Genomic DNA, 26,138 nt, shown 5'->3' with positions numbered 1-26,138 from the left:
CCAGCTCTGGGGCCGCGCGCTCACGGTGCTTCGCTCTTCTGCAAATCCGCCGTGGCGCCGGGCAGCTGGCTGACGAACTCGCCGAGGCTGCGCCGGCCCTCGTTTCTTTCCTTGTAAGGTTGCGGATTCGACAGGCCGAGCGCTATGAACTCGAACCGAGTCGATGTGGCCATCGCATGCAACTGCGCGCGCTCGATCGGGTAGTAGATGTGCCGCGATCCAAAGATCGGTAGCAGTGCCGGCTCACCGATCCCCAGTTCGGCAACGCTGTCCGTGTATCGAGCGAGGGCGACAGAGCGCTCGTCCAGGCGGATTTCGGCCTGCTCGAAAGAGCGTTCGAAGCTGACCCGCTGATCGGGCGTGACCATGTCTGACATGCGAGGCGTCAGCACCAGGTACAGGCGCCGGGCGCCCATGCGATTGATCTCGATGGCAGTAAGCTCCGCGAACGAGCGCTTGGTCCTGCTGGAGGTCGCGACACGGACCAGGGTTAGCGGCTCGGCCTGAGAGGTAATCGTGGCGACCGAAACCGGATCGAGCCAGGACGTTACCTCAGACTGCGCCATGCGGCCCGCCAGCAGCATCGGCAGCATCAGCAATAGCAACGACATTGGATGTTTCATAAAGATGAACGGGCGGGGCCAGTGGGTCGATTGGGTATAGATCGGCTCGAAGGATCGCTTGGATTCAGCCAAGCGTCGGCCGGTACGAGGGTTGGTGTAACAACGAGAACGGTCGCACCTGTGACGGCGGCTCTGGCACGGGCGCATGACCTGTCGCCATGCTACTGCTCACGCGCGCGGGTCTCTCGCATCATGGGTAAGGTTCGAGCCGGTTGTTAGCTTTCACTCCGTCACCTCAGATGCCGCCAGATGAGGGGCGACCATGCCAGACCGAAACCTAGCATGACGACCCCGTTGAATCGAACCACCCACACTTCAACGAACGAGTGCCCCGCAATGAACAGTGCGACGACAAGAACGATCATCCATGACGCAAATCCAGCTGCATAGAAGCCAAAGAAGAACTTCCCATACCAACGCCAACTGCGCCGAGACGTCGCTTGCTGTTCGAGCTCCTTCATCTTTGGGAACTATCCGGTCGGTTGCAACGGCTCACGATCTTCGAATTTCCAAGTGAATTTGAACTGACCTGTGCACGGCTCCGATATTGGTGAGAAGCGCCACGCCTTCACGGTGGGAAGCACATTCATCTCTAGAAAACCATCGAAGTAACCCGCCTTGTATCTATTGCGTCCGACGGGCTTGTAATTCGATTGCACGATTCGAGCGTCCGAGACCGTGCCGTCGCGACTCACCGTGAGCTCCACTGCGATGGTGCCTTCAACAAAGACGTGCATGTACGATGAGCCCCTTAGATAGGGCTCCGCCTGTTGTGGCGAGGGATACTCAGGTGTGGGCCTATGGACAGGCTCGAGAGCTTGCTGACAGCTCGAATCCTGGGCATGAGCTGCAGTGCCGGCGCACGCCATCAAGGCGAAAAGAAAGCGTACTGTGTCCATCCGGGACACATAGCGGCAAGAATGAGCCGCGCGGCGATATGCGGACGAACAAACGCCTCTGGGTTTCACCGCAGCGGTTCCGTTGTTTTGTTAGAGGACGGCGTGTCCTCGACCAAGCGAGCAAGGGTAAAGGCATAGAAAGTGCTGAAGGCCCCGCCCCTATCAAACCGTTTGGCGTTATCGATGTCTTCAGGAGGGATCAGCCTCACCTCACCACTCAGAGCCACTCGTCTCAAGTGCCTCAAGTGACCCTGCATCATGCCTTGCTCACGAGCGGGCTTGAGATCGATGCCGCCTTCGACTTCGTTCCACATTCCCTCAGAGTGGCCGTACTGGCCGAGGCATCCGACCCACCTGGCAACGTACTGGCCGTTCTTACCCAGGTTCAACGATATGTTGTAACCCAGACCATCGCCGCGCTCCCAGATCTCCCCGGGTAGGAGTTCAAGCTCGAGGTCGCTGTCGGTCTGCGCAGCGGCGATGTACAGAGGCAAGCCGACCGCAAGCATCAATGCTGCCAGCAACACTGCGAAACTTCGCTGCGTCTGCATCTCCGGCCTCTGACTTGGGGCGCGATTCCCAAGCAAGTCTACGTGCAACGATGCAAATTGACACCCATGCCGTCTATCCAAACGGCATCAAGCAACTTATGGAAACTGGACGTCCCCTCTCGCCACGGAGCGACAGGATCCCGTCTCGTCAGAGCGGCAGATATTCCGGCTTGTAGAGCAGCTTCTCCAACCAGGCCCTGACGTCCACGGGTCGCTCGACGCCGGCCTGCCCGCGATCGAAGATATGGTCGGCAACGCGGACCGCAGTTGTGACTTCGGTCTCCAGAATGTCAGTCTGGAGCGGGAAGAGCATCCCACGATCGCGCGCGCCCTGATCGACCTGATCGGCGACCGCCCGCGCCGCATGAATGAACATTTCGGTCGTGATCCGCTTCGGCTTCGTCGCATAGACGGCCAGACCGATGGCCGGGAAGATGTAGAAATTGTTGGCCTGTCCGGGATGCAGGCTTTTCCCCTTGAGCTCGACATCTTCGAATTGAACTCCAGCCGCGAAGAGCGCCGAGCCGCCAGTCCAGTGATAGGCCTGAGCGGCCGAGCACTCGGCCCGATCCGTCGGATTGGAGATCGGAAAGATGATGGGCTGCCGGTTGAGCTTGGCCATCTCCCGAACTACCGCCTCGGTGAAAGCGCCGCCATGAGTGCTTACGCCAATCAATGCGGTGGGTTTGAACCACCTGACAACTTCGAGAAGATCGCTTGCTGGCTCGACCTCACGCGCAAAAGGTCGCTGCCAGGTGTTGAGGTCGTCGCGTGCGGTCACCAGCAGGCCATTGATATCCATCATGGCGATGCGCGAGCGCGCTGCCTCTTCGGACAATCCCTCGAGCTGCATCGCCGAGACAATCATGTTCGCAATGCCGAGACCGGCAGAACCGGCGCCGTAGAACAGCACGCGCTGGTCGGCGAATTTTTCGCGCTTTATCTGCAGCGCCGTCGTCAGCCCCGCCACCACGATAGCGGACGTGCCCTGGATGTCGTCGTTGTAGCAAAGGATCTTGTCTCGATAGCGCTCCAGCAGGCGCATCGCGTCGGTTCCTTTCCAATCTTCGAAATGAATGCAGACGCCCGGATACACTTCGTTCGCCGCCTCGACAAAAGCGTCGGCGACCTCATCGACCTCATCGTCCGAGGGCGGCGTCTCGCGCAGGCCGAGGTAAAGAGGATCGGCGCGTAGCGCCTCGTTGGTTGTGCCTATGTCGAGCAGCACTGGAAGGAGCTGATGCGGCGGCACTGCGGCACAGGCAGTGTAGAGTTGCAGCTTGCCGATAGGGATGCCCATGCCGTTGGCACCGATATCGCCAAGTCCCAGAATACGACCGCCCGTCGACACGCAGATGAAGCGCACGTCCTGCATGGGCCAATGTCGCAGGATCTGCGCAAAATGGGCCTTGCGATCCCGAGTCAGATACAGGCCACGCGCCCGCCGAAAAATGTGACCGAAGGCCAGGCAGGCATCGGCCACCGTCGGATCGTAGACGATCGGGATGAATCGGTTGGGGTCGGACATGATCGTCCTGAAGAACAACGTTTCATTCCGATCGGCCAGACCAGTGAGATAGATGTAGCGCTCCAGATCGTTCGGCTTTGCATCCAGATGATGCAGCACTCGCTCGAGCTGTCGGTCGAGGGTCTCGATTGCAGGAGGCAACAGGCCTTCGAGGCCGTAGCGCTGACGTTCTTCCGCCGTGAATGCCGTGCCCTTGTTTAAGGTAGGCTCATTGAGCAGTGTTTCACCCGACGGCAGATCCACTGACATGGCTCACTCCTCTCGCCGCCTGCGCGCATAGCCTTCAGCAGGAAGCGACGGAAGCCTCGACCTGTTCCAACTGAGCTTCGACCGTCGCTGTTTTCTGCACCTGCCGCCGAAAAGAAATGCCGTGCAGGCAGGCCTTGTTGCGGACTGCCGATTCGGAACGGCGTAGCAGCTTGGCGACCTGCCCTGGCGATATTCCTTGCTCGGCGAGCTCTCGCAAGCGCCGCACATCTGCCACGGCCCATGCATTGGGATACACGCCTTTCCTGAATTGCGTCGCAGTGCGAGCTAGACAATTGTGATCAGACATCGAAATGTTTCCGACTTTTCATGACTGCGAAATGTGAGCTTTGGTCGTAGCCGAAGGAAGCGAAGTCGGACATCCGACTTCGCCTGCCCGGCATGACGGTGCCGTTCTTCTAGAAATTGAACCGCACACCCATGCGGTACTGACGGCCGACCCGGTCGTAGTCGGCGTTGCCCTGACCCTGCCAGTAGGAATTGGTCAGAGAGCCGCCAATCATGGGCGGCTGGTGATTCGTCAGGTTTTCGACGGTCCCGAACAGCTCGAAGCTGTCGAACTTGTAGGAGCCGGACAGATCGAGCGTCGTCATGCCAGCGATATCGTTGTCTTCGATTGTCGGAGCCGCAGTCATCGACACAGGACAGTCGGTGGCGCACTCGATGAAGCCATTGGCATACACGCCGGGACCGGTATAACGAACAATCGTGGTCACCGTGAGCGCCTCGCCTTGATAGCTGACCGAAAGAAAGCCGCGCAGCTTCGGCGAGGTCAGGCCAGCGAACGGCGAAATGGCACCCCAACCGCCGACGACGCCGTTGCCATCGTAAATCGTGCCATCGGTATCTTGAGTCTCGAGCTTCAGCACGCGGCTGGCCATCGCGCGGATCACCATGTTTCCGCCCAAGGAGCCAGCGATGCTGGACAGCGGAAAGCGATAGCTGGTTTCGACATCGATGCCGCTGGCTTTTTGTCCGATCAGATTTTGCGGCTGTGTGATCACCTCGAAGATCTGTCCGACGGAGAACGGATCGCCCGGCGCCAGCGGCTCACGGGTAATCGCCTGGCAGAGGATCGCATTTCCCTGGAAACAAAGGTCGACCACCTTCTGCGCGATCGGTGCCTGCACCGAACCTGAGACGTCGATGTTGTAATAGTCGATCGCCATCTGGAAGCCTGGCAGGAATCGGGGAGCCAGCACCACGCCGAATCCCGTCGTGTCCGCTTCTTCGGGCTTGAGGTTCGGATTGCCCTTGGTGGTCGAGAACGCTTGGGTGCGCAGCTCGGGAATACCGTTGGTGGCACGGAATGGATCCTGCAACGTCCCCCCCGAACCCGATTGACCGCCCGTGAACAACTCGCCGAGGTTTGGTGCACGAATGTCGCGTGAGCGCGTAAAGCGGAAGCGCAGATCTTCGATCGGCCGCCAGGTCAGACCGCCTTTCCAGGTCGTCACGTAGCCGGAAGTCGAGTAGTCGGTCGCACGCACGGCCGCGTTCAGGTCGAGCTCTTGTGCCGCTTTCAGATCGCGGGCCAGCGGCACGACGGTTTCAACGTAGCCTTCGGTGACATTGAATTTGCCTTGGGTGGCTTTGTAGTTGCCAGCGAAGAATTGGGTCGCCTCGTCGCGGTCGGTGGCCCAGCCCGATACTTTTTCGATGCGGTGTTCGGCCCCCATTGCCAGCGACACTGGACCCGCCCATGAATTGAACGGCTCGCCGCTCACGTTGAATGCAGCGACGTCCTGCTGCAGCACTTCGTGACGGTAGGAAAAGCCCACGACGTAATCGAGCTGACTCTGGTCGTTCACACCGATACCGAACAGGTTGTACGGCACGCAGGCTGGGTCGTCGTTGGACGGATCTGCGTCGGCGTTCACGCGGCAGGTCGGAACGTTGTTGACCATGACGGAGTCGATCGCCTTCAGATAGTTCGGCGTGATTCCGTTGTTGTAGGTGCGCGGTTCGAGAGTCGTCTTGCTGTGCTGGACATACGTGTCCCAGTTCCAGCTCGTGCCCAACGCGTCGAACGCGCCATCGAGGCCGCCGGCGACGCGATACAAGGAACGACGGTAGTCACCGTAAAAGCGCTCCATATCGGCGTTGGTGGTGCCCATCCTGAACGTCGTTTCGCCGGCGTCCAACAACTGCTGCCGCAGCGAATCCGGCAGATAGGCATTGTCGATACGGACGGTGTTGTTACCCAAGCGGCGATTTGGATTGGCAGTATTCGTGGTACGCGTCTGCGAATATTGGCCTTCGATGTATGCATTGACGTTGTCCGTCAAGTCATAGCTGGTGCGCAGATAGCCGACGTTGCGATCGACGCTACCCGCAATGTCGATGCCGTCTTCGATGCGCGAGTAGCGCCAATCGCCGCCTTGTTGAAAGTTATTGCCGACATTGGTGCCGAAGTCATAGCCGCTATGAATGGTGCCGTTCGGTCCAAAATAAGTTCCTCTGAGAGCCCCGGTGGTGATGATGCCACCCGGCGTACCGGCGACCAGACCGACATCGCGTCGCACGAGGTACTGCGGAACATTGGTACTCTGCCCGGCACCCGTGCCGTAATTCGGATTCACAATGACGGCTGCGGGCAATTTGGCCCACGGCCGATCGTTGGTACCCTCGATGCCGTCGCTGTGCGTGTGTTCGCCCGAGATAAGAAAATGTCCACGGCCGCCGGCGAACGGCGTGCCGTAGGTGAGCTGAGCACTGATGCTCTTATCGTCTTCGTACTTGGTCATGCCGGTTTGGACTTCGCCCTTGAAGCCGGTGAAGTCGTGGTCGATCACAAAGTTGACGACGCCCGACAGAGCATCCGAGCCATAAGCCGCCGAGGCACCGCCAGTCACAACGTCAACGCGCTCGATCAATGCGTTTGGGAAGGAGTTGACGTCCGGGGCGCTGTTGCCCGAGGTGATCGCCGCGTTGATGTAACGTTTACCATCCAGCAGGACCAGCGTGCGGTTCGTCCCCATGCCGCGCAAATTGAGCTGGCTCACGCCGGTTGCGCCACTGGAGAGATTTCCGTTCGCCGAACGCGGGTTCGCCGAGCCTGAGAAAGCCGGCAGAACATTCACTGCATCGGCGACATTCACCACGTTCAATGCATTGAGCTCATCTGCCCCCAGCACCGAGACGGGCGTCGGCGCTTCGTAGCCATCGCGTGTGATTCTCGAACCGGTGACGACGACCTGATCGAGCGGCGCAGATTCGATGTTTTGCGCCTGCGTGTTGGTGACAGCAACGGTTGCCAGTGCGGTGGCACTGACCGTCGACAGCGCCAAAACCTTCGCGCGGCGACGAGCCATACCGGATAGAGTCATCGAAAGTTCCCCTCGTCAGTTCGGCGCGACTGCCGATGATGCGGCCGGCGCGCACATCATTGATTTGTTTATTGGGCCCGCAAACTGCGGCTGGCCTCCAACCTGAGTCCTCCTCGGCCCAGCTGGCTGCGTTCGTCTGTGCCCGACGAGCGAGGGTGCAATCCGCATGCCACGTATGTGAAAGCGCACGCACCGAAGTCGGGAGCATGAAACTCGGCAGAAACTTGCCGATTCTCAGCCTGCCCATCGGCGGAAAGTAGCCGTTGAAGCGTCCTGCACCTCCGTCCTATGATTCGCGCATGCGACGCTCCACTGATCGAATGCTCACCGTGCACCAATCAGTTGCGCCCTCCCTCGTGCGCGGCGAGATGAGCTATTGGCTGTTACAGCCACACGCATCGCTGCGCTCTGATGTGAAGTCGTATTTCGTCACCGACGTGACGGAGCGCAGCATCGACAAGCTTGAATTGCACATGCCCGACGGCTACGCGGAGATTGTGTTCGTCTTCGGCGCCGGCTATGAGCGTCACCCACTCGATACATCTTCCTCTGTAGCGAACATGCGGCACAGCTACGTGATTGGAGGACGCAGCCGTTCCATCGTGACCCGCGACAAGGGTCGTATCAGAGTGATCGGCGTAAAGCTCGAACCTGGCTGTCTGCGAGGAATGATCGGCGTGCCATTGACGGATCTGCGCGACCGCACGGTGGACTTGCGCGATGTGAACGATCGCGGGTTGCTCGCGCTGGAAGATGAGTTGGCCGTCTGCTCTGGGGCTCGAGAGATCGGCGCACGGCTGGATCGTTTCCTGCTCGGCAGGCGGGAGGCGATGCGCGCTCGAAACTCACTCGTGGAGCGTTTGATAAACCGGATTCGTATCGACCGCGGATGCACGTCACTAACGCGCACCGCTGAGGAATACGGTGTCGATCCCCGCACGATGGAGCGCCACTTCATCGCATGGTCGGGCATGTCCGCGAAAGCCTACTGCCGGATCGTACGATTCAAGCTTGCATATCGAGCATTCCTGCAACGCTGCACGGCCGAGCCAGATAGTCAAAGCAATGCGACGGGCGGCGCAGACCCATTCCAAGGGTACTATGACCAGTCGCATTTCATCCGCGAGTTTCGTTTCTTCACCGGATCATCGCCGAGACAGGTGGCCGCGCAACGCCTCTCTACGTCGACGGACGTGACGAATCTACTGTTGGCGCGGGACGTATCGGCCGCGTGATTCGCAAGATCCGCCCGGAGTGCGGCCGGTCGCCGATCGACTCGACCACGACATAGAGCGCACCGTCGCGGCCGATTTCAACCTGGCGGAAACGCGCTTGCAAATCTTCCAACAGCCGCTCCTGCTTGACCACCTCGGCGCCGGCCACATCGATGCGGCGCAGATGCCTGCCACCCAGGGCGGTGATGAAAATGTCGCCGTCCCACTCTGGAAACATTTCCCCGCGATAGACAGCGACGCCGCCCACGCCGATGGATGGCGTCCAGTACACTAGCGGCTCGCGCATTCCGGGGTATGAGTCGAACGGCGAGATACGCGAGCCGGGATAGTCGATGCCGTGAGTGGCGATCGGCCATCCGTAGTTGGCCTGTCTCTCGATGAAATTCACTTCGTCGCCGCCGCGTGGACCGTGTTCGGCGACATATACGGATCCCGTTTTCGCATCGACGCACAAGCCTTGCGGGTTACGGTGTCCGTACGACCAGATGGCCGGCTGGGCCTGGTCACGACCGACGAACGGATTGTCCTGGGGAATGGTGCCGTCGTCATTCAGACGGATCACTTTACCCAGCAGACTGTCCAAACGCTGCGCGTGTTCGCGATAGTCCGCGCCCTCACCCGTTGTCACCAGCAGCGTGCCGTCGAGCATGAACGCGAGTCGCCCTCCGTAGTGCACGGCCGTACCCTTCGGCGTGGAGTCGAAGATGACGGTGACATCGACCAGAGCGTTGTCCCGTAGCACCGCGCGAACCACTCGAGTGGTGTTGTGCTTCTGGGTGCCATGCGCGAGCGAGAGATACAGCGTCGAATTCGTCGCGAACTGCGGATGCGCGACCACATCGAACAGGCCGCCCTGCAATTTGACGAACGATGGCGGCACATTTTCGATTGTCGCGAGGCGCGCGCCATCGGCAGCCAGGAGAGTCAGTCCCGCAGTACGTTCGGTGACCAATGCACGACCGTCCGGCAACAGTTCGAATCCCCACGGTGCGTCGAAGCCCTGCGAGAACACTTCGACTTGCATGTCGTGGGCAACATCACTGGCGGCAGCGCCGGTCGCGACGGCCACACTTGCCAAGGCAGCAAGTGACAACGAACAAGGTGGAATCAAGGACGTGCCTCCGATGGCGAACCGAGGAGATGAAACAGATAACCGGCGCATGCGCCCGCGAAACATTGAGCGAGGTTTCCCAACCAGCCGCGTGCTCCAGCGAACGCGTAAACCTCATATTCCTGGAAACTGAGCACCAGAATCGCGACCATCGCCGTGGCACCTGCGAGCGGATAAAGGAATGGCGCAATCGTGGTGACGTTGGCGCGGATCGCCAGACGTTGCAGCAACGCGGCGACCGGGAATGCAATCGCCAGCCCGATGAAGATCAGGCTGCCGTACTGAGTCCATAGCAAGGAAGGCGCCAGGCCGCGAAGATCGAACCAAACGGTGCGCATGGCGTCCGCCAGGGAAATCTCCGCGCCGACTTCGCTCAGACGGATCAGATTCGCCGCAGTGAACGCAATCGACGCAAGCAGATAGCCAACGCCTGCCGCCACGAAGAAGGCGAAGACGATACGGCTGAAGCGGTTGACTGGCATTGCGGCTCCCCGAGCAATGCCTGCAATCATTGCCCGCACCGCGGCCGGCGTATTGGATTTTTCCGGCAGCAGCCGCGATCAGCGGCCTACGCAGCTACGGCGGGCTCCGGCGCTTGGATGTTATTTCCCGCCGGAGAACTGCCCTGCCATCGCGACAATGCGCTTGAACTCAGGGTTGTCCTGAAGCGCTGCGAAGAACGGATCCGTGATGGCCTGGCGGGCCAGATTGGGGTGCAGGCGGATGGCTTCGCGAAGTGGTACGAGCGCTTGCAGCGGCCGCTGAGCCTGTGCATAGCGCTGTGCCAGCGCATAGTGAAAGACATCGCTGTTCGGCTGAATCTCCAGCGCCTTCTTTTGTGCTTCGATGGCCTGGTCGAATTTGCCGGCCTTGGCGAGCTCAGCGGAACTGTCGGTGAGCTTGCGGGGTGTTCCCAGACTGATGTTCAGCAGCCGGCGCAGTTCCTTGAAGGGATCGACAGCATCATCGACTCTGAGATCCACGATGCGCTCGTTGACCTCGTTCGAACCGGGCTTCACCGGACGCACCACCAGCAAGCCGGCCGACTGCATCCCCCGCGTATCTCCTCCGGCAGCCTGGCCCGCGTCGAGCGCATCCATCAGCCGCTCGCCCATCGTTCCTTTGCTCTGTTCGTAGGCGCGAGCCATGCTCTTCACCACATCCTCGCTGGCCAGCGTGTTTCCTTGCACGGAGAAAGTCTTGCCGGTCACACTGCCTGCATAGCCGCCCAGATGGAGGGGATCTGCTTTGTCGGAGTTGCGATCGAGGACCCGCTTGCCCGTATAGACGGCAGACTCGCCCTTCGCATTGATGACCGCGAGCTGCCGCGTGTCTCGGCCTGGATCCTCGTCGGTGAGACGCTTGACGACTTCTGCCGGGCTTAGCCCCTGCTTCAGCAGCTCGATCGCCTTGGGGCCATAGAGCCGGTTTGCCGCCGCCTGCGTGGCAACGGCACCGACATCGGCAACGGCATAAGGTACAGCGGCGCCGGCGCCGAACGCGCGTGACTGCACGCCGACGCCCAACTCCTGAGTCTCGGGATCGTAGGCGATGATCGAGAACGTCGAGAACCAGCGATCTGGATTCGACGGCGCCTCATCCCACGGCACATTGATGGTCTGTGCCAGCGCCTGCCCTGACGCCCCCATCCCTGCCGCCGCAGCCAGCAGCAGGGCCAACTCGAACACGCGCGATCTCACTCTCATTCAACTATCCGCCCGTGTTCGATGTACCGGCATGTCACATTGGTGCAAGGCTTAGCTGCTGGCCTGCAGCGCCTTGATCTGCTTCACCGCCGTCTCGACCTTGTGATCGAAGAACCGCTTGCCGATCTCCGCACTCGAGCGACGGGCGTCGCCGGTAATGCCGTTGTTCAACGGCTTGTAGCCGGGATCGGGCTTCTGACCGCGCGGGCGCACAGGATCGCCCAACGAATTGGCGATCTGATCGCGGCGCACGTATTTATTCTCAGTATCGAGATACATCATCAACGAAGTGTCGAGGATGCCGGCGTGCGCACCAGCCGGATAGCCTTCCTTGACCAGGATGTCGCTGAACTCGCGATTGGCTTTGGTGTAGCTCTCGTCCGCGTAGAACACGCGCACGCCGCTGGCCTTGTGCTTCTCGTCCAGCTTCTTCGCGACGGCCGCGTAGACACCGTCCGGTCCCTGACCGCCACCGCTGTCGCCCATCAAAATGACAGTCTTGAAGCCGTTGACGATGGCGTCCTCGGCGAGACGCTCCAGCACGGTGCCGAGCAATTCCGCTGGCAGATCGAGGCTGCCGGGCAAGTCGGCCGACATGCCCGTTGGCGAGAACGGCAACACTGGCATCGCGATGGCGTTGCCGAGCTTCTCGGCGATGGCCTTCACAATGGGACGCGCCATCATGTTGTGGCCGCCGGTGGCGTTCTGCGGGCCACGCTGCTCAACGCCACCGGTATAGAAAAGCGCCGTGGTCTTGCCGGCCGCGAGGGCCGCTTTGATTTCCGGCCACGTCATGTATTCGAGCTCAACCGAGGTGCTGGCCGCGGCCGCGCGTGCAGGCTCTGCCTGCATGACGGCAACACCGGACAACAAAGTCAAAGCAACGAGCGCACTACGATAACGATGCATGTTTCAGAAATTCCTCGTGTCAATCAACTTCAACGTCTTGCATCCGTCATCTTCTGGTCGCCTGCCGTGGCGTCGGGGTGCGAAATGAATGCCTGGACCATATTGACCTCGAGCGCCGAGGAAATGGCAGTCATCTCGCCTTTCTCGTTCGGGTAGGCATCGGCCATCTTGCGCAACGCCCAGTAGAACTCCGCCGGATCCAGACGCCCGTAAGACAGGTGGTGCGTGGACCAGGCGATCAGCCACGTATAGTAGCTCTCCACGTCCATGTAGCCGGCAATCAGACCATCTGCCCGCTCGGGGGTAAGGGTCAGCTTCAGACGCATGTCGCGCCAGTTCAGCAGCGTCGGCACGTCATTATAGATCGCCCAAGGATAGATACCTTGCTTGATCGGCTCGGTGGTCAGCACGCCATCGACAATCTTGCCCTTCAGGTGCTGAATGATCGGCTTGCCCCAGCGCATATCGATGCGCTGAGTGCCGCCCGGAGCCACACCTTCACCCGTGGCGTCCAGCAATACCGGATCGCGGCCTCGATAGATGGTCACTGCAACGTTGTCCGACCTGGCCAGACTGTCGACGTTGGTGATCTCGATCAGCGTGCGATTCCAGGTCGAGGTGCGCACGAACTTGTTCCCGAACAGTTGCAGCTGGCCCTCGGGCCGGCGGAACTGCGCGTTGCAGCCGAGCACCTTCTGCAGCGCGTTATCGATGCCCTGCTCGCCCGAGGCGCTGACATAGTCGTTCGGTCCGACCTTGCCATCGAGGTTCACGCCCTCACCGAGCGTTCCCTTGGCAAAGATGTAGGGGAACTGCATTTCCTTGTCGTTGGGGAAGAACTTCAGGCTCTCCCGGGCGAGCTGGGTCTTTTCGACCGGGCCACCGTTGGGATAGAGCTCCTTGAACGTTTCGCGCGGCCCATAGCCGGCCAACCCTTCCGGGCAGTCCTTGTCCACATCCTGGGTGTGGTGAAACGCCCAGTGCAGGTCCGTGGTGACGTAGCCGATGGTGCGCGTGTCTGCGATCGACCCGCTGCCATCTGCCAAGGCCAGGTTGGCTGCCAGGCTCGTCGCCGCCAGCGCCGCGAACATTCCGCACGTCTTGTTCATAACGAGCCTCATATCAGATCACCCGTAGCCAAAATGCCCGGAAACCGTTGCGGCGCCCCTGCCACTCGCCCATCGAGTGACCGCGGAATTCGCCGGGTTGCTGGTCGCCCGAATAGGTGTACACCGGCCGGCCGCGGAAGGCCCAGACACGCACCGAACCCGCCTGCCCGGCAGACACTTGACGCTCGGTTGTGGGATCAACCGAGATGATCGACCATACCCGGCTGTCGCTTTTCTCGCCGGCTGCAGCCTGCACGAAATGCCACAGTTCATGGCAACGTGCCCGATCGCCGCCGCCGCAGATGGCCATGCGGTATTGCTGTGGACTGTCCAAGGTATCGCAGGACAACTGGTCTGCCGAGTCATCCCCGCAGGTGTAGAAATACACCGTCTTGCCGTTACGATCGGCAAGCACATCACCATAGGTCGTGTTCTGAACGGTAAATGACTTTGGAGACCGAGGTCCCGACTGCGCGTACACGTTGTGCCAGCCCGGCTCGTCACTGCCGTCATAGCTCATGACGCGAGTGTCGCGGATGTGGGTGTACAGCGGCTGTTTACGGAACGCCCACTGCCGCACGCCCGGCGAGCGCTCGACCACCGACCACTCTCCCTGCGGCTGCGCCGTTTCGGGAGCCAGAATGGGCAGCCAGCGCTGCAAACAAATCTCAGTGGTGCAGTTGGACTTGTTCGGTCCATCCGCGTCGGAGACATACACCGAGTAACGTTTGTCATTCACCAGCAGCCGGCCGTTCAGCGTGCCCTCGACGCGAAAGCCCGGCGGCATGGCCGTCGGCGGGCCGACTGGCATCCGCTCGGCTGGAGTATCGCCGCCCCTGCGGAACAGGCCGGTGCCGCCCAGCGTGTCCCCAGAAGATTGGTCGAGGTGCGAGGTGTACAGAGGCTGATGGTCATAGGCCCATTGCAGCTTGCCATCGCTGCGCTTGATGATGGTCCAATCGCCCACCGGCTTGGCCTTCGCATCCGCGACTACCGGCGGCCACAGCGCCACACAGCTCTTGCGCGTATCGAGATCCGGAAGGTCCAAGCCGCCTGGATAAGGGCTCATGTAACCGCCCGTCTTGGTGGTGACCACATCCTCACAAGCCGACTTGTCCTTGGGATCGCCTGCATACCCGTTACGCAACGAGGCAATGGGCCACTTATACAAAGTGCGGCCCCGCGAGTCGGCGAACACCGGCCCTTCCAGCTCGGTGGCAACCACCTTGAATCCCGGTGGCATTGGCACATCGACATACGGTTCGCGGGCGGACGATTCCGCCGCCGACGCGCTGCCGATGCCCAACGCCAGGAGGATTCCTGTCACTGCAACTGTCAGTCTCATGTGCTCATCCCTTCGAAGTCAGACCAGAATCTCGCTGATTTCCTTCGAGGTGTTGTTCGACTGCGTCCCCCAGGAGGGAATGTCGACGCCCAATGTCTTCATCATGGTGTACCCCAAGCGCGTGCCGGGCGTGCCGCCGCCGTCGATGTGCAGGCCGGTCTTGATTCTGCCGCCGGCCCTGCCGGCAGAGAACATCGGCAGCCCGTCGATGGAGTGAATCTTGGCGAATGACTGATCCGTGGACGCATAAATCAGCATGTTGTCCAACAGGGTTCCGTCGCCTTCCTTGACCTTCGAGAACGCTTCGATGAAGTACACCCACTCCTCGAAGCCACGCCGCAGGAACCAGGACACCATGGGCTGATAACCCAGCTTCGGATCCACCGGCTCTTCGTGCGAGGCCGTGTGGTGCGGCTTCTCATAGCCCGACTTGGTCGTGGACGAGAACGACTTCGAGTAGGTCGCGTTGAACACGCGGGTCTGATCGCAGGCCACGGCCATGACCAGCAGGTCGGTGAACAAGCGATGCCGTTGCGACACCAACTGATGGTCCACACCGGTGGCCAGCTCCGGCGGGAGCTTGGGCTTGACGCAGGCTTCCCGCGGCTCGGGCTTCTCCAACTGCCGATCCAACTGACGCTCGAGCTCCCGCAGATTGGTGAAGTACTGATCGATGCGAGCCTTATCTTCAGCACCCACCTGATTCATCAGCTTCCTGGCGTCTTCGCTGACGCTGGAGAGCACGCTCTTGCGCACCAGAATATTCGGGCTGGGCGTGAAGTCCTTGGCGTTGGGATCCTGATAATCGGCACCGAACAGGCTCGAATACAACGCCAGCGGCGAGCCTTCGGCGTTGTTCACCGAAGTGGCGCTCTCATAGCTTTGCGTATCGCGCGGATCGCCCGTGGCCGTCACGGTGAGCATCGGGAAGCGTGTGGTCGTACCGATCTTCTTGGCGACGGTGACGTCGAGGGTCTCGCCGGGTTTTGCATTCTGATTCAACGGCGCGCTGCCGCTGCGAAGAATGACCCAACCGGTGGTGTGACAGAGGTTGGGCGCAGCGTCGCGATAAGCGTTGTAGTTGGTGTACAGGTTCATCTTGTCCCGGATCGGCGCGAACATTTCGATCTCCTCGGGCAGATCGAAACCGGGACCGGTCTTCTTCGGGACGAAAATGGACTTGCTCATGCCCAAGCCCCAGCTCCAGGTGCCGAAGCGCTGTGGGATGGGCGCACCGCTGGCCAGCGCGGTGCCGTTATCGTTCAGGAAACAATTCAACAGCGGCAGGCCGACGGCCACCGCCGTGCCATTGAACATGCCACGCAGTACACGGCGTCGAGTGATATGTGTCATTCGAGTATCTCCTGAAGCTTACTGAGCGACAGAACCGGGGGCCGCGAGACCCTGGCTGTTGATGAGATGGGTTGTCTTGATCGCCGGCAGCGGCTTGGCGGGTCGTTCGGCAACATTTCCAAAGGCAGGACTCAACGCGATGGCCCGCAGCAGATCGGGAACCCGATAGCCGGACGCTGCGAAACGTTCGTTGAGATAGGCCAGTTGCGGTTTATCGACGTCGGTGGTCAGAGCCCCCACCCCGTAGCCGTACATGCGCTTGACCAGGCAGGTGGGCAATCCCGGATGATCGTGCAGGGCATCCGCAAGACCTTGCGGAGTGTTGAATTCCTTACCGTCCAGGCTGCCGCTGGCATCGATCGTCACACCGCTTTCGCTGGTCCGATACTGTCCTGCTCCGTCGAAGTTCTCCATCGCCAGGCCGATGGGATCGGTGATCTTGTGGCAGCCCGCGCACACGGGATTGGCGCGATGGGCCGTCAGACGCTCACGTGCAGTGTGCAAGTTCGCATCCGGATCTTCGACCGCCGAGAAATCGACATTTGGCGGCGGTGGCGGCACCACCTGACACAGCAACGTCTCGCGCAGTGCCTTGCCACGCAGGGTTGGCGAGCTGCGACCGGGATGCGAATTCAGCGCCAGGAAGCTGATCTGATTCAAGATGCCCTTCCGAGGGCTGTTCTCAGGGAAGGAATAAGGCGCCCAGCCCGGAACTGCGGGGACGTTGTAGACCGACGCCAGTGCCGGCGACATGAAGGTGTCGCGGGTGGTGAACAAAGCTCGATAGTCGCGATTGCGCACCACCAGGTGGTCGTACGCCGTGCGCAATGTTTGCTCGCGAGCGTCCTTCAACACGGCGCCGCTTTCCCTGGAGTAGACCATGCCGTCCTTCGCCAGAGAGTCGAACTGGTCGTAGTGGAGCATATCGTCGAAGAACGCGCGCACGCCGTGTTCCAGGCGTGGGCTGGCCAGCATCATCTCGACCACGCGGGCACGACCGGCGGGCGTTTGAATCTCACCGCTTTCGGCTGCCTTCAATACCGCATCGTTGGGCACGGAATTCCAAAGGAAGAAGGACAGGCGCGAGGCCAGTGAGTACGCATCGAGACGGCGCTGTCCGGGACGCGCCGGATCCGGCTCGGTGGTATCCACAACCAACAGCACCATCGGATCGATCAGCATGCCCTCGAGCACGCTCGCCAGGCCGGCGTAGAAATCTTTCAGATGCCCGGTGCCTTCACGCGCCTTGCCGACCCAATCGGCCACCTCCGCATCGTCCAACGAACGACGGAACAGCAGCCGGCCGGTAGAACGAATGAACTTCGCCGCGCAGGCGTCATCAGGCGCGTTTTCCGCCTTCGGCTTGCACGGTACGAGATAGGAACGGTGTGCCGGCAGCTCCTTACCGATGTCGCCTTTGTCGACGACCTGATGCGCGATGGAGGTGGCCGTACGCTGCAATTGCATCAACTGGCCACCGGGGATGCCCACCGAGCCAGCCGTGGTAGCCAGCAGGCCGTCTGGAGAGCGCATCAGCGGCGGGATGGGCGTGCCGATCTGAATATCACTACCGAACACATCGCTGATCATGTTGGCGTACTGCTGCGCTGTCATGAAACGCGCGCGAGGTACGCTGGCGGCATCCATCGGTCCCAAGTCCGCAGCCGGCTGGGTATCGGCGGAGCCCTGCTCCGTCATGTAGTTGGCACATCCCGCGACGCCGAGGACGAGCGCACTCGTCATCCCCATCCAGAACACACCGCCCAACAACCGCGAAAATCGGGTCCGTCGAGTTTGATTCGATTGCACCTACGCCCCTCCGCCGTGCTCGACAGCACGACTCCAAATTATCAATGACACTGCTCGGCATCCCTCGCAGACGCCCCGCGCTGGTTCGCAGCGCGGGGACGTTTGAACTACATCATTACATCACGCTTCAGAACTGCACACGGAAGCCTGCGCGGTAGAAGCGGCCAAGCACGTCGTACAGCGCGCTGTTCGACGGCGAGAAGTCCCAGCCGGTTCCGGACTGCTGACGCGCGGCGATGGCCGGATCCTTGTCGAACAGGTTGCGGACGTTGAAGAACAACTCCGTCTCACTCTTCTCGAAGCCGAGCTTGTAGTTCACGCCCAAGTCCCACCAGATCGCACCGGCAATGTGATTTCTGGTGGTGGTGACGTAGTTTGCCGCATCGACCGCCGCCTGCGATCCCGCCGGACCGCCTGGGAATGTCGGGCAGTTCGTCTGGCACTCGATCCACAGGTTGTTGTAAACGCCGGAGCTCACACCGCGCATGGTGAGCGTCGTGCTGAAGCGATCCAGCGAGTACATACCCTGGAGCTGGTACTTCCAGTGCGGCAGACCACCGCTGAAGTTGTTACCAATCCGGTCGTTGGGCAGCACGTACGGGATGCCACCGTCTTCGATGTCCTTGATGTAATTCGTTGCCGAACCCCGGAAGGCCAGGTTGCCGTTCCAGCCGCTGATGATGGAGTCCGCCGACATCCGGTAGCTGGCTGCGATCTCCATGCGCTCGGCTTTGCGGCCGTTCGAATTGTGCGGCACCAGTCTCATGCCAGTGATCTGGTCCGGGACCTGGTACACGACTCCGTCGGCACCCGTGACAGGGTGATAACCACTCACGGTGAACGCGTCGCAAGCCGCCTGAACCCCTGCCATCACACAGGAATCGTAGGTCTGTTGCGCCGACAGGGTGTTCACGCCCCGCTCGATCTCGATCCAGTAATAGTCGACGGAGAAGTTGAACCGCGGCAACCAGGACGGTTGATACACGAACCCGACGATCGAGTTGGTCGCACGCTCAGGCTGCAGATCCGGGTTGCCTGTGTTGGTGGACTGGAAGGTGATGTTCGAGGTGTTGACGCGCTTATCGGTGATGTTGTTCGACGTGGTGGTACCGCCCTGGTACATGTCGATCAGCGTCGGCTCGCGAATATCCAGCGAGCGCACCATGCGGATACGCAGATCGTCGAACGGATTCCAGTTCAAGCCCAGCTTCCAGGTGCCGGTCGAACCGAACGTATCGTAGTAGGTCCCGCGCCCGGCCACACTCAAGTCCAGCGCCCGGGCGAACGGCAGCTCCTTGACCAGCGGCACATTGGTCTCCAGATACACATCCGTCACAGCGAACGAACCCGAATACGGCAAGCCCGCGGCCAGGAACCAGCAACTGCCATCGGACTTGGTCGAACCGGGGGCGCATACGCCTGGCGCCGCGCGCTCCAAGTCATTGGCGGAGGCATCGGTCTCCTCACGGCGGTGTTCCACGCCAAAGGCCAGCGAAATGGGACCGGCCCATCCCTGCCAGGGCGTACCCTGGAAGTTGACGGCTCCCACGAGCTGCCGCAGCTCCGCCGCGCTCCATGGATTGCCACCGACGTAGGCAAGCGCTTCCGGACTCGCCACGCCGATGCCGAACAAGTTCAGCGGCACGCAGCCATTGCCCGGATTGGTCAGCGTCGAACGGCACACGATGTTCCCATTCGTATCGCGGACCGCATCGATGGCCATGTCGTACTTGACCTGGTTGATGGTGTTGCCCGAGATCACGTGCTGCGTACTGCGGCCGTAGGAAACGTAGGCGTCCCAGGTCCAATCGGTCTGCATCAGATTGAAGCCGCCATCGATGCCGGTCAGAAAGCGATACACCGAACGCTCGGTGATGGGATGCTGGCCGCCGATATCGCCATTGATGGTACCGAAGTTGAAACACGCCGCGCTGCTGCTGGTATTGCAGCCGGCGGCCGTGGCGATATTTGCCGGAATGAAGGCGTTGTCGCCGGGAACGTTCCAGCTCAGCTTGTAAAACACCGGCACGCTGGCCGAGAACGACTCCAGGTGGCCGTAGGAAGCCTGAAAAAGTAAAAACCTGGCCGCCGCCTTCCAGATCGTAGCTGGTGCGTAGAAACAGATTCTGGCGTTGCTGATCGGGCGTCAGGCCAGCGCCACCTTTCTGGTTGCCAACCTGCAGCAGCGGATTGTTCCAGTCCCCGCCCGACATCACCGCGCCACTGATGAGCGATCCGTACTCGACCGGAATCTGCTGCCCGCTGGGCCCGAACATGATGGTGTGTCCCGGCTGGAAACTGCCGATCTGACCGCGGGTGTTGTTGATGATGCCGCCCCAGGACGCCGTGGCCAGGCTGAACTGATCTTTGTAGATCAGCCGCGGCTCACCGTTGGTCGCGGTAAAGGCCGGGTTGTTGACGAAGCCATAGCCGTAATTGTTCCAGGGCCGCTTGGCGACCAGCAGGCCTTCATCGTCGCTGGCTTCGCCGCTGACGATGAGATGAACCCGCCCATCGGCGAAGGTCGTGCCGTAGGTGAGCGATGCCTTCCAGTTGTCGTTGTCGCTGTAGTTGGTCGTGCCGGCAGACGCTTCGGCCTTGAAGCCAGTGAACTTGGTGTCGAGCACGAAATTGACGACGCCGGTCAACGCATCCGAACCGTAGCTGGCGGAGGCGCCGCCAGTCACCACATCGACGCGCGTAATGAGCTGCTGTGGCAATTCACTCACGTCGACCGTGCCTTCCAGGGTCGAGCCAACGGTACGCTGGCCGTTGACCAATGTCAGCGTACGGGTCACGCCCAGGCCACCGATGTTCAGGCCGTTGACGGCCTGAGTGCCGGAAGTCACCGTGACCACCGAAGACTGCGGGGTCGCGCTGCCCTGGAAATTCGGCATGGTGTTGAGCGTGTCGGCGAGGTTCGATGTAGCGTTGGCCTGCAACGCCTCGGTGCTGATCACCGCCACGGGCGTCGGCGCCTCGAAACCTTCCCGCTTGATGCGCGAACCTGTCACCGTCACTTCCTGGAGCGACTGGGCCGCCAAATCGTTAGTCGAGCCCCGCTCCTGCGCGTACGCGCCACCCGCCATCAGCGGGGTGCTGCAGACCGCAGCCAAGGTCGTGCGAATCGCCGCCCTTACCAAGCCATTGACTGCAACGCCGTTAGTGGCAAACCGGTTTACCGTCGAACTCATACGTTCAAATCCCCCTCGATTCTTTTCTTTTCTCAATCGAACAAAGACGAGCCTCAGCATCGTCTGATGACATGGGAACGAGCGGCGGTCGTTAGATTTTCACCGTTTTACGCAGGCCTGTAGCCGCCAGCCGCATCGTTCGAAAACGCAATCCCCAAGCAGCGAACTAGGCTTTCCTCCAAGCCAGGAGATGACCAGTTAGTCGACTCTAACAAGCGCGCGGTGTGACTTTCTCCGAAAAAAAGTGTCCGCCGAGCATCGTTTCATCAGCTCAGGTTCATCTTTTACGAATTGCCAGTCGAGCGGCGGTGGCAAGCCCATACAGCCCGCGGCGGAAAGAGTGCGGCGGGCCTGGCCGCCATGGGGTGGCGGCCCGATCTTTATAAAATTCTGCCGGCTGACGCTTCGATTTTGTTAGCTACGATGGAATAGATGCTGGGCCGATTTCTCAAAGCGCCAGCAGGCGCTCGTAGTAGTCGCTGAAGCGGAAGCTGCCCTCGATGCGGCTCAGATATACCAGGAAATCTTCGCACTGGCGCCGTTGCCCGTCCGGTCCGGTCGCCTTGCCAACCAATTCGGCCGTGCGCAGCTTGATATCCGTATCGAGCCGCAGCCGCATATCGGCGAGCTGGCGGTCGGGATCGGCGCCGTTATTGGCGAGTGCGATTTTGAGCAGTTGCTCCAGCTTGCCGGCCTTGGCATCCGCCTCCGCGTTGAGTTTTTGATTGACCGCACGCGCCGCCGCGGTACTCACGCCGAGCGCTTCACATTTCTCCAGGAACGCCTGATTGAAGCCCTGGTAGCGGTGATACGCCATCCAGATCATGCCCAAACGACCCGCTTCGGTGGTCGCGGTGTACTCGCTCAGCGCAGTGTTGGGCGTAATCTTGGCGTCGGTAAGCTTGAATGTGACTGGCACGGCAACGCTGCCGGCGATCGGCTTGCCATCCTCGCCGGTGGCCGGTTCGAAACGCCAGGCGCGCACGGCATCCACCCCCGCCTGGTCGAGTATGGGCGAGCCGGATGACGTAACGACAGTCGTGGTTCCAACGGAACCGTCAGTGAGCACCTCCACCGAGACAGTGACAGTGCCTTCGTGACCGGCCCGCCGCGCGGACGGCGGATATTCAACCGAGCTGCGCTCGATAATTGTCGGCTCGCGAGCAGCGGCCAAGGCCGAATGCGCGAGCAGGAGCGCCAGCAATCCTGCGAGCAATCTTGATGCCGTTCTCATTATTTTCTCCCTGATCGTTGCAGCATTGCATAGTAGCGGCTGCGGCGGCCGAAATTTGTGACATAAACATCGCCGCCATCAACAGGGACCTGCTGTATGCGTGCTTTGTTTCGAATGTTGGCGCTGTGGCTGTTGACCATGGCCGGTCCATCGGCGCACGCGCAATTTTATGTTCCGCCGCAGGAGCTGCGAGACGCCGTGCCGGTCATCGCAGTGCTGCCAAGCCTGGTGGCACCGAGCATCGAGGGTGCCGAGTCGATCGCGACGAGCATCGACACCGAGCTCGCCGCGGCGTTGACCAAGGCGGGATTCAAGGTCCACGGCGTGGATGTCTATCAGTCGGTCGAGAACGAATACCGCGGCATCGTCGGCGGCTGGTTCGATCCACTGACCGGTGACGTAAAGGAGCCGGTTCGGGAGGTGATCATCGGCCGGACGATTGAGGCATTGCAGGAGCGCCTGCAGGTGCGAGGATTCATTCGCGCCCATCTAGAGCCGCGGCAGGTGCCTTTCAAGGACGCCAAGCGCGTTACCTGGGATGGGGTGGTCGAAGATGTGATCGCCAAAGAAGGCTTGTTCTCGGGCCTCGACCGAGCTTTCGGCATCCACGACAGCGGGCGCCTCGGCGTCATCTCGCTCAAAATCGGGGTCTTCAATGTCGAGGGCCAACCCATCTACGAGGCATACGGCGGCATCGCCGCGACCGTTGCGCTGGTCAACAAGAAGTTTGTCGATGTCGATGTGCCCGCGACGCTCCAGGATGTCGGCCGGCTGCAGCGTGCGGTCGATGTCATCGTCTGGCCGCTGACTCAGAAAGGCTCGCGCGAGCCGATACGACAGTTCTCCGGCACAGCTACCAGCAAGCGCCCTTCCCGCAGCACTTTGCCCATGGCGGAGCAGGAAGCGTTGCCCGCGTCCGCGTCCGGCGCACAAATCAAAGAACAGGTCATGACCGTCGCGCTCAAGCCGGTCGACGCCACGGGACACCCGCTCGACTCACTGGTCAAGGCGCGCTATGAGAAACAACTGAGCGAGCGATTGGCACAGCTGGGTTTCCGCGTGATTGCGCCCAGCGTCTATACACGCGCCGCCCAGGCGGCCGCCACCGAGGTCGGCGGCATCTACGACCCGATCACCGGCAAGACCCTCTCCGACAAAGCCAAAGCGGCCGATGCAATCCTGAGCCAGCAACTGAAAGAAACACATGCGGTGGATGCCATCATGACCGCGGAGTTCACCCGCGTCGGCGCATCGTACGATCTGCAGGGCAACGCAACCTGGGATGGAACCTCACAAAGCGTGTTCGCGACGGCCGCTGGCTGGAACGGCAAACCCTATACCGGCGTGCAAAGAGCGCTGTCGCTGCTGGTCCGCATGGATGATGTCTCGGGGCAGCATCTGTATTCCAAGCGCGGCGGCATTGAGTTGACTGCACTGTTCATCAACGGCGATTTCGACCGAATCCCGCCCGAGAAGCTGCTGCTCGACGAAACGAAGATCTCGCACGCAGTCTCCGTTGCCTTGGACGGTCTGGGCAACGGTGCACAGTGATCGCCGACCTGCGCTCTCTTCGTTACTTCCAGTCCAGCCACTCACCTGGCTCCAGCGACTGGACTTCGATCGACTTCCTGTCGGCGGCTTCGCGCAACCGGCCGACCGGATCGTGAACCTCCTCATATTCGGGGATGCCCGAGACTCCGTAGTGAATGGGCACCAGCCGGCGCGCGCCCAGGATGGTTGCTGCCGCCACTGCCTGCTCCGGAGTTAGCACGCCGGGCTGGCCGCTGACCGGCTGACGCCAGCCGAAACGCGCGCCGTTGACCGGCAGAAATGCAGCGTCGAATGGACCGAACTGGCGACCGATGCGCCACCAGTGACCGTGCCACAGCGTATCGCCGCCATGAAAGATGCGGCGGTCGCCCGCAGACACGACCCAGGACGACTGCGGGTCGCCGTAGCCATCGGATGCGGGGACCGCGGTGGCAGTGAAGTCGCCAAGCAGTTGCGGCTCCCACGGCGCACTCGGTCGAACGCGCGCACCTTGCGGAATCGGCAGCGGATTCGTTCCTGCCGGGTGTACGAGGACACCCCCCTTAGAGAGCGCAGCTGCGGCGGCCTTCGCGTCGAAATGATCGCCGTGAGTGTGAGTGATCAGAACATACGTATCGCCGATCGCATCGTCGACGGGAATCAGCGGATCCTTGAGCGCGGCTCCCCACTCGTCGGGATTGATCAATGGATCGATGAACAAGGTCGCCTGCGGAAGCTGCAAACGAATCCCCGCCCACGCCAACCGTTGGATGCGCAAGCCCCCTGAATTGCCTGCCGCGACAGCGCGACTGCCAGGAAACATCACCGTGCCCGCCAGACCTGCGCAAGCCGACAGGAATTCCCGCCGCCGGATGTGCTTGTTCATGCGTTGCCTGCTTGCGAGGCGAAAGCGTCGAGCGCGAAGACCGACTGCTCGACGATGACCTTCAGATTGTTCTGATGCCATTGGCGCTCGAACGACGCCGGCTCGACCGATGGCGCCACACAGGTTTCGATGGCAATCGAGGCAATACGATCGGCGACCTCGTGCAGCGGCGCGCCGACACGGATGCGGATAACGGCCTCCCGCAACCGGTCCAGATAATGGATCGCGTTGTCGAGGACAGCGGCAGAGAACCTGCCCATGTGCCCGCCGATGATCGTGCTTCTACCGAGTTGCCGTATCCGACCGATGGCTGTCCGAATCAGCACTGGATCTGCTTTCGACAGATAGACTATGTTGCCGACGATGTTGTCGCCCACACAGACCAGGTCGGCCGTGGGCACGTCCACGCTGACGTGGTCCATGGTCTTGCCGGGATTGTGCAGAAAGTGCAGCTCGTGCTGACCCCAACGGAGCTTCATGGTGCTGTCGAAGACCACTTGCGGCTCGCGGTAGAGCTCATCGACCCGCTGATTCTGCGACAGGAAAGTCTGGCGATAGTGTCGGTGTGCGATCGTCAGTGCATCCGGGAACAGTGTCATGCCGGCGATGTGGTCGCTCATGAAGTGAGTCGCCGCGATTGCACGCACAGTCTTGCCCATTTGCCCGCACAGGACGCCATGCAACCAGCGCGCATCTGCCACGCTGGCGAGCGAGTCGACCAGCAGTACGTCACTGCCGTCGAGAAATGCCGTGGCGACCGACTCGTAGTCGTCGCCGACGAACATCAGTACGTTCGGACCCAGCTCTTCGAATCTCATGATGACTGCCCTCGCTGTCGATGGGCTCATCATTGCCAATGCCGCGCGGCGCCGACAAACGAGATATTTTTCGCAGCTACGTTAGGAAAACTAACTTGACAGGCAAGCTCCAACGACCGTGAAGCCCCGTCACCCTGCCCCGCTCAACGCTCTGCGGGCTTTCGAAGCAGCCGGGCGCAGCTTGAGTTTCCAAGCAGCTGCCGCGGAACTGTTCGTCACTCCGGCGGCAGTCAGCCAACAGGTGAAACGTCTCGAGGCCTATCTCGGGGTGCAGCTGTTTCGTCGTGCCTTCCGCTCGGTCGAACTGACCGCCGAAGGCGAAAGGCTGGCTGCGTCGCTGCGCGAGTTGTTTGGGCAGCTCGATCTGGCATTGGAAAAGGCGACAGCGCCGATCGCAGCCGATCTGCGCATCAGCACCATGGAATCCTTCGCCGCCAAATGGCTCGCGCCCAGACTGCATCGGTTTCACCAAGACTGCCGCGACGTCAAGTTACGCATCGAGACCGGCAACGAGCTCACCGATTTCGTCCGCAACCGCATCGATGTCAGCATCCGCTACGGGCCCGGTGGCTACACGGACGTCTTGGCTGAGCGACTCATGGATGCGCCGGTATTTCCGGTCTGCGCGCCTTCACTAATGAGCGACGCACGCCGGCCGCTGGCCGAACCCAACGACCTGTCTCTTATACACATCTCCGAGCC

Annotated in this window: 22 protein-coding genes and 1 pseudogene; 3 read left to right on the top strand and 20 right to left on the bottom strand. The window is 61.1% G+C overall.

Annotated features, from left to right (window positions below; all coding sequences use genetic code 11):
* Positions 1-20 precede the first annotated feature (20 nt).
* The 7 genes from D0550_RS26285 to D0550_RS26255 all read right to left on the bottom strand — a co-directional run bounded on the left by D0550_RS26285 (position 21) and on the right by D0550_RS26255 (position 7,197).
* Positions 21-611, bottom strand: coding sequence for a hypothetical protein (locus D0550_RS26285; RefSeq protein WP_153067356.1), 591 nt, complete (start codon positions 609-611; stop codon positions 21-23).
* Positions 612-853: 242 nt separating this feature from the next.
* The gene (locus tag D0550_RS26280; RefSeq protein WP_116812170.1) at positions 854-1,084 is read right to left on the bottom strand and encodes a hypothetical protein; all 231 of its coding nucleotides are present in this window, start codon (positions 1,082-1,084) and stop codon (positions 854-856) included.
* 9 nt (positions 1,085-1,093) lie between these two features.
* Positions 1,094-1,360, bottom strand: coding sequence for an energy transducer TonB (locus D0550_RS26275; RefSeq protein ID WP_116812169.1), 267 nt, complete (start codon positions 1,358-1,360; stop codon positions 1,094-1,096).
* Positions 1,361-1,587: 227 nt separating this feature from the next.
* Complete coding sequence (locus D0550_RS26270; protein ID WP_116812168.1) at positions 1,588-2,073, bottom strand: hypothetical protein; 486 nt, start codon at positions 2,071-2,073, stop codon at positions 1,588-1,590.
* A 148-nt stretch (positions 2,074-2,221) separates the two neighbouring features.
* Positions 2,222-3,850 (bottom strand): NAD-dependent malic enzyme, encoded by a 1,629-nt coding sequence (locus tag D0550_RS26265; protein WP_116812167.1) that lies wholly within the window; start codon positions 3,848-3,850, stop codon positions 2,222-2,224.
* Between the two features lie 34 nt (positions 3,851-3,884).
* Entirely contained in the window at positions 3,885-4,157 is a 273-nt protein-coding gene (locus D0550_RS35200) for a hypothetical protein (protein WP_116812166.1), read from the bottom strand.
* A gap of 109 nt (positions 4,158-4,266) precedes the next feature.
* Positions 4,267-7,197 (bottom strand): TonB-dependent receptor domain-containing protein, encoded by a 2,931-nt coding sequence (locus D0550_RS26255; protein ID WP_116812165.1) that lies wholly within the window; start codon positions 7,195-7,197, stop codon positions 4,267-4,269.
* 299 nt (positions 7,198-7,496) lie between these two features.
* Here D0550_RS26255 and D0550_RS26250 point away from each other — a divergent pair, with 299 nt between their 5' ends.
* Entirely contained in the window at positions 7,497-8,432 is a 936-nt protein-coding gene (locus tag D0550_RS26250; protein WP_116812164.1) for a helix-turn-helix domain-containing protein, read from the top strand.
* Here D0550_RS26250 and D0550_RS26245 read toward each other — a convergent pair.
* The 11 genes and pseudogenes from D0550_RS26245 to D0550_RS26195 form a co-directional block, all read right to left on the bottom strand.
* A complete protein-coding gene (locus D0550_RS26245) occupies positions 8,377-9,456 on the bottom strand; it encodes a PQQ-dependent sugar dehydrogenase (RefSeq protein ID WP_116812223.1) in 1,080 nt (359 codons plus the stop codon). The two genes, D0550_RS26250 and D0550_RS26245, sit on opposite strands and share 56 nt — an antisense overlap.
* An 83-nt stretch (positions 9,457-9,539) precedes the next feature.
* Complete coding sequence (locus D0550_RS26240) at positions 9,540-10,025, bottom strand: hypothetical protein (protein WP_116812163.1); 486 nt, start codon at positions 10,023-10,025, stop codon at positions 9,540-9,542.
* A 120-nt stretch (positions 10,026-10,145) separates the two neighbouring features.
* Positions 10,146-11,249 carry a DUF1028 domain-containing protein gene (locus D0550_RS26235; protein ID WP_206606554.1) on the bottom strand — a complete coding sequence of 368 codons (1,104 nt, stop codon included), beginning with the start codon at positions 11,247-11,249 and terminating at the stop codon, positions 10,146-10,148.
* 51 nt (positions 11,250-11,300) lie between these two features.
* Positions 11,301-12,158, bottom strand: coding sequence for a creatininase family protein (locus tag D0550_RS26230; protein ID WP_116812162.1), 858 nt, complete (start codon positions 12,156-12,158; stop codon positions 11,301-11,303).
* A gap of 29 nt (positions 12,159-12,187) precedes the next feature.
* Positions 12,188-13,249, bottom strand: coding sequence for a hypothetical protein (locus D0550_RS26225; protein WP_153067355.1), 1,062 nt, complete (start codon positions 13,247-13,249; stop codon positions 12,188-12,190).
* A gap of 31 nt (positions 13,250-13,280) precedes the next feature.
* Positions 13,281-14,612 (bottom strand): COG4315 family predicted lipoprotein, encoded by a 1,332-nt coding sequence (locus tag D0550_RS26220; RefSeq protein WP_116812160.1) that lies wholly within the window; start codon positions 14,610-14,612, stop codon positions 13,281-13,283.
* 18 nt (positions 14,613-14,630) lie between these two features.
* A complete protein-coding gene (locus D0550_RS26215; RefSeq protein WP_116812159.1) occupies positions 14,631-15,965 on the bottom strand; it encodes a DUF1552 domain-containing protein in 1,335 nt (444 codons plus the stop codon).
* Positions 15,966-15,983: 18 nt separating this feature from the next.
* Positions 15,984-17,708 carry a DUF1588 domain-containing protein gene (locus D0550_RS26210; RefSeq protein WP_161966059.1) on the bottom strand — a complete coding sequence of 575 codons (1,725 nt, stop codon included), beginning with the start codon at positions 17,706-17,708 and terminating at the stop codon, positions 15,984-15,986.
* A gap of 193 nt (positions 17,709-17,901) precedes the next feature.
* Complete coding sequence (locus tag D0550_RS26205) at positions 17,902-19,635, bottom strand: TonB-dependent receptor domain-containing protein (protein ID WP_161966058.1); 1,734 nt, start codon at positions 19,633-19,635, stop codon at positions 17,902-17,904.
* 787 nt (positions 19,636-20,422) lie between these two features.
* Positions 20,423-20,863 (bottom strand): annotated as a pseudogene (locus D0550_RS36165) (TonB-dependent receptor plug domain-containing protein); the annotation flags it as partial.
* Between the two features lie 553 nt (positions 20,864-21,416).
* Positions 21,417-22,202, bottom strand: coding sequence for an energy transducer TonB (locus D0550_RS26195; protein WP_116812155.1), 786 nt, complete (start codon positions 22,200-22,202; stop codon positions 21,417-21,419).
* 96 nt (positions 22,203-22,298) lie between these two features.
* On the opposite strand from D0550_RS26195, the gene D0550_RS26190 reads away from it, so the two are divergent.
* The gene (locus D0550_RS26190; RefSeq protein WP_116812154.1) at positions 22,299-23,753 is read left to right on the top strand and encodes a hypothetical protein; all 1,455 of its coding nucleotides are present in this window, start codon (positions 22,299-22,301) and stop codon (positions 23,751-23,753) included.
* Positions 23,754-23,775: 22 nt separating this feature from the next.
* Here D0550_RS26190 and D0550_RS26185 read toward each other — a convergent pair whose 3' ends face one another.
* Entirely contained in the window at positions 23,776-24,618 is an 843-nt protein-coding gene (locus tag D0550_RS26185; protein ID WP_116812153.1) for an MBL fold metallo-hydrolase, read from the bottom strand.
* Complete coding sequence (locus D0550_RS26180; RefSeq protein WP_161966056.1) at positions 24,615-25,436, bottom strand: MBL fold metallo-hydrolase; 822 nt, start codon at positions 25,434-25,436, stop codon at positions 24,615-24,617. Before D0550_RS26180 ends, D0550_RS26185 begins: the two co-directional genes overlap by 4 nt.
* Before the next feature lie 181 nt (positions 25,437-25,617).
* Between D0550_RS26180 and D0550_RS26175 the strand changes: the two genes are divergently transcribed.
* Positions 25,618-26,138, top strand: a 521-nt coding sequence (locus D0550_RS26175) for a LysR substrate-binding domain-containing protein (RefSeq protein ID WP_116812151.1), incomplete at its 3' end; no start/stop codon positions are given.

This window comes from Steroidobacter cummioxidans (assembly GCF_003104955.1).
The sequence above is the reverse complement of the archived record's forward strand: the minus strand, read 5'-3'. Positions and strand labels throughout refer to the sequence as shown.

Bases quoted from the DNA above. Each gene is read 5' to 3' on its own strand.
- D0550_RS26185 (WP_116812153.1), bottom strand. From the start codon at position 24,618: ATGAACAAGCACATCCGGCGGCGGGAATTCCTGTCGGCTTGCGCAGGT.
- D0550_RS26195 (WP_116812155.1), bottom strand. From the start codon at position 22,202: ATGAGAACGGCATCAAGATTGCTCGCAGGATTGCTGGCGCTCCTGCTC.
- D0550_RS26230 (WP_116812162.1), bottom strand. From the start codon at position 12,158: ATGCATCGTTATCGTAGTGCGCTCGTTGCTTTGACTTTGTTGTCCGGT.
- D0550_RS26255 (WP_116812165.1), bottom strand. From the start codon at position 7,197: ATGACTCTATCCGGTATGGCTCGTCGCCGCGCGAAGGTTTTGGCGCTG.
- D0550_RS26250 (WP_116812164.1), top strand. From the start codon at position 7,497: ATGCGACGCTCCACTGATCGAATGCTCACCGTGCACCAATCAGTTGCG.
- D0550_RS26220 (WP_116812160.1), bottom strand. From the start codon at position 14,612: ATGAGACTGACAGTTGCAGTGACAGGAATCCTCCTGGCGTTGGGCATC.
- D0550_RS26245 (WP_116812223.1), bottom strand. From the start codon at position 9,456: ATGCAAGTCGAAGTGTTCTCGCAGGGCTTCGACGCACCGTGGGGATTC.
- D0550_RS26285 (WP_153067356.1), bottom strand. From the start codon at position 611: ATGTCGTTGCTATTGCTGATGCTGCCGATGCTGCTGGCGGGCCGCATG.
- D0550_RS26235 (WP_206606554.1), bottom strand. From the start codon at position 11,249: ATGAGAGTGAGATCGCGCGTGTTCGAGTTGGCCCTGCTGCTGGCTGCG.
- D0550_RS26215 (WP_116812159.1), bottom strand. From the start codon at position 15,965: ATGACACATATCACTCGACGCCGTGTACTGCGTGGCATGTTCAATGGC.
- D0550_RS26275 (WP_116812169.1), bottom strand. From the start codon at position 1,360: ATGCACGTCTTTGTTGAAGGCACCATCGCAGTGGAGCTCACGGTGAGT.
- D0550_RS26280 (WP_116812170.1), bottom strand. From the start codon at position 1,084: ATGAAGGAGCTCGAACAGCAAGCGACGTCTCGGCGCAGTTGGCGTTGG.
- D0550_RS26240 (WP_116812163.1), bottom strand. From the start codon at position 10,025: ATGCCAGTCAACCGCTTCAGCCGTATCGTCTTCGCCTTCTTCGTGGCG.
- D0550_RS35200 (WP_116812166.1), bottom strand. From the start codon at position 4,157: ATGTCTGATCACAATTGTCTAGCTCGCACTGCGACGCAATTCAGGAAA.
- D0550_RS26190 (WP_116812154.1), top strand. From the start codon at position 22,299: ATGCGTGCTTTGTTTCGAATGTTGGCGCTGTGGCTGTTGACCATGGCC.
- D0550_RS26210 (WP_161966059.1), bottom strand. From the start codon at position 17,708: ATGACGAGTGCGCTCGTCCTCGGCGTCGCGGGATGTGCCAACTACATG.
- D0550_RS26265 (WP_116812167.1), bottom strand. From the start codon at position 3,850: ATGTCAGTGGATCTGCCGTCGGGTGAAACACTGCTCAATGAGCCTACC.
- D0550_RS26180 (WP_161966056.1), bottom strand. From the start codon at position 25,436: ATGAGATTCGAAGAGCTGGGTCCGAACGTACTGATGTTCGTCGGCGAC.
- D0550_RS26270 (WP_116812168.1), bottom strand. From the start codon at position 2,073: ATGCAGACGCAGCGAAGTTTCGCAGTGTTGCTGGCAGCATTGATGCTT.
- D0550_RS26225 (WP_153067355.1), bottom strand. From the start codon at position 13,249: ATGTTCGCGGCGCTGGCGGCGACGAGCCTGGCAGCCAACCTGGCCTTG.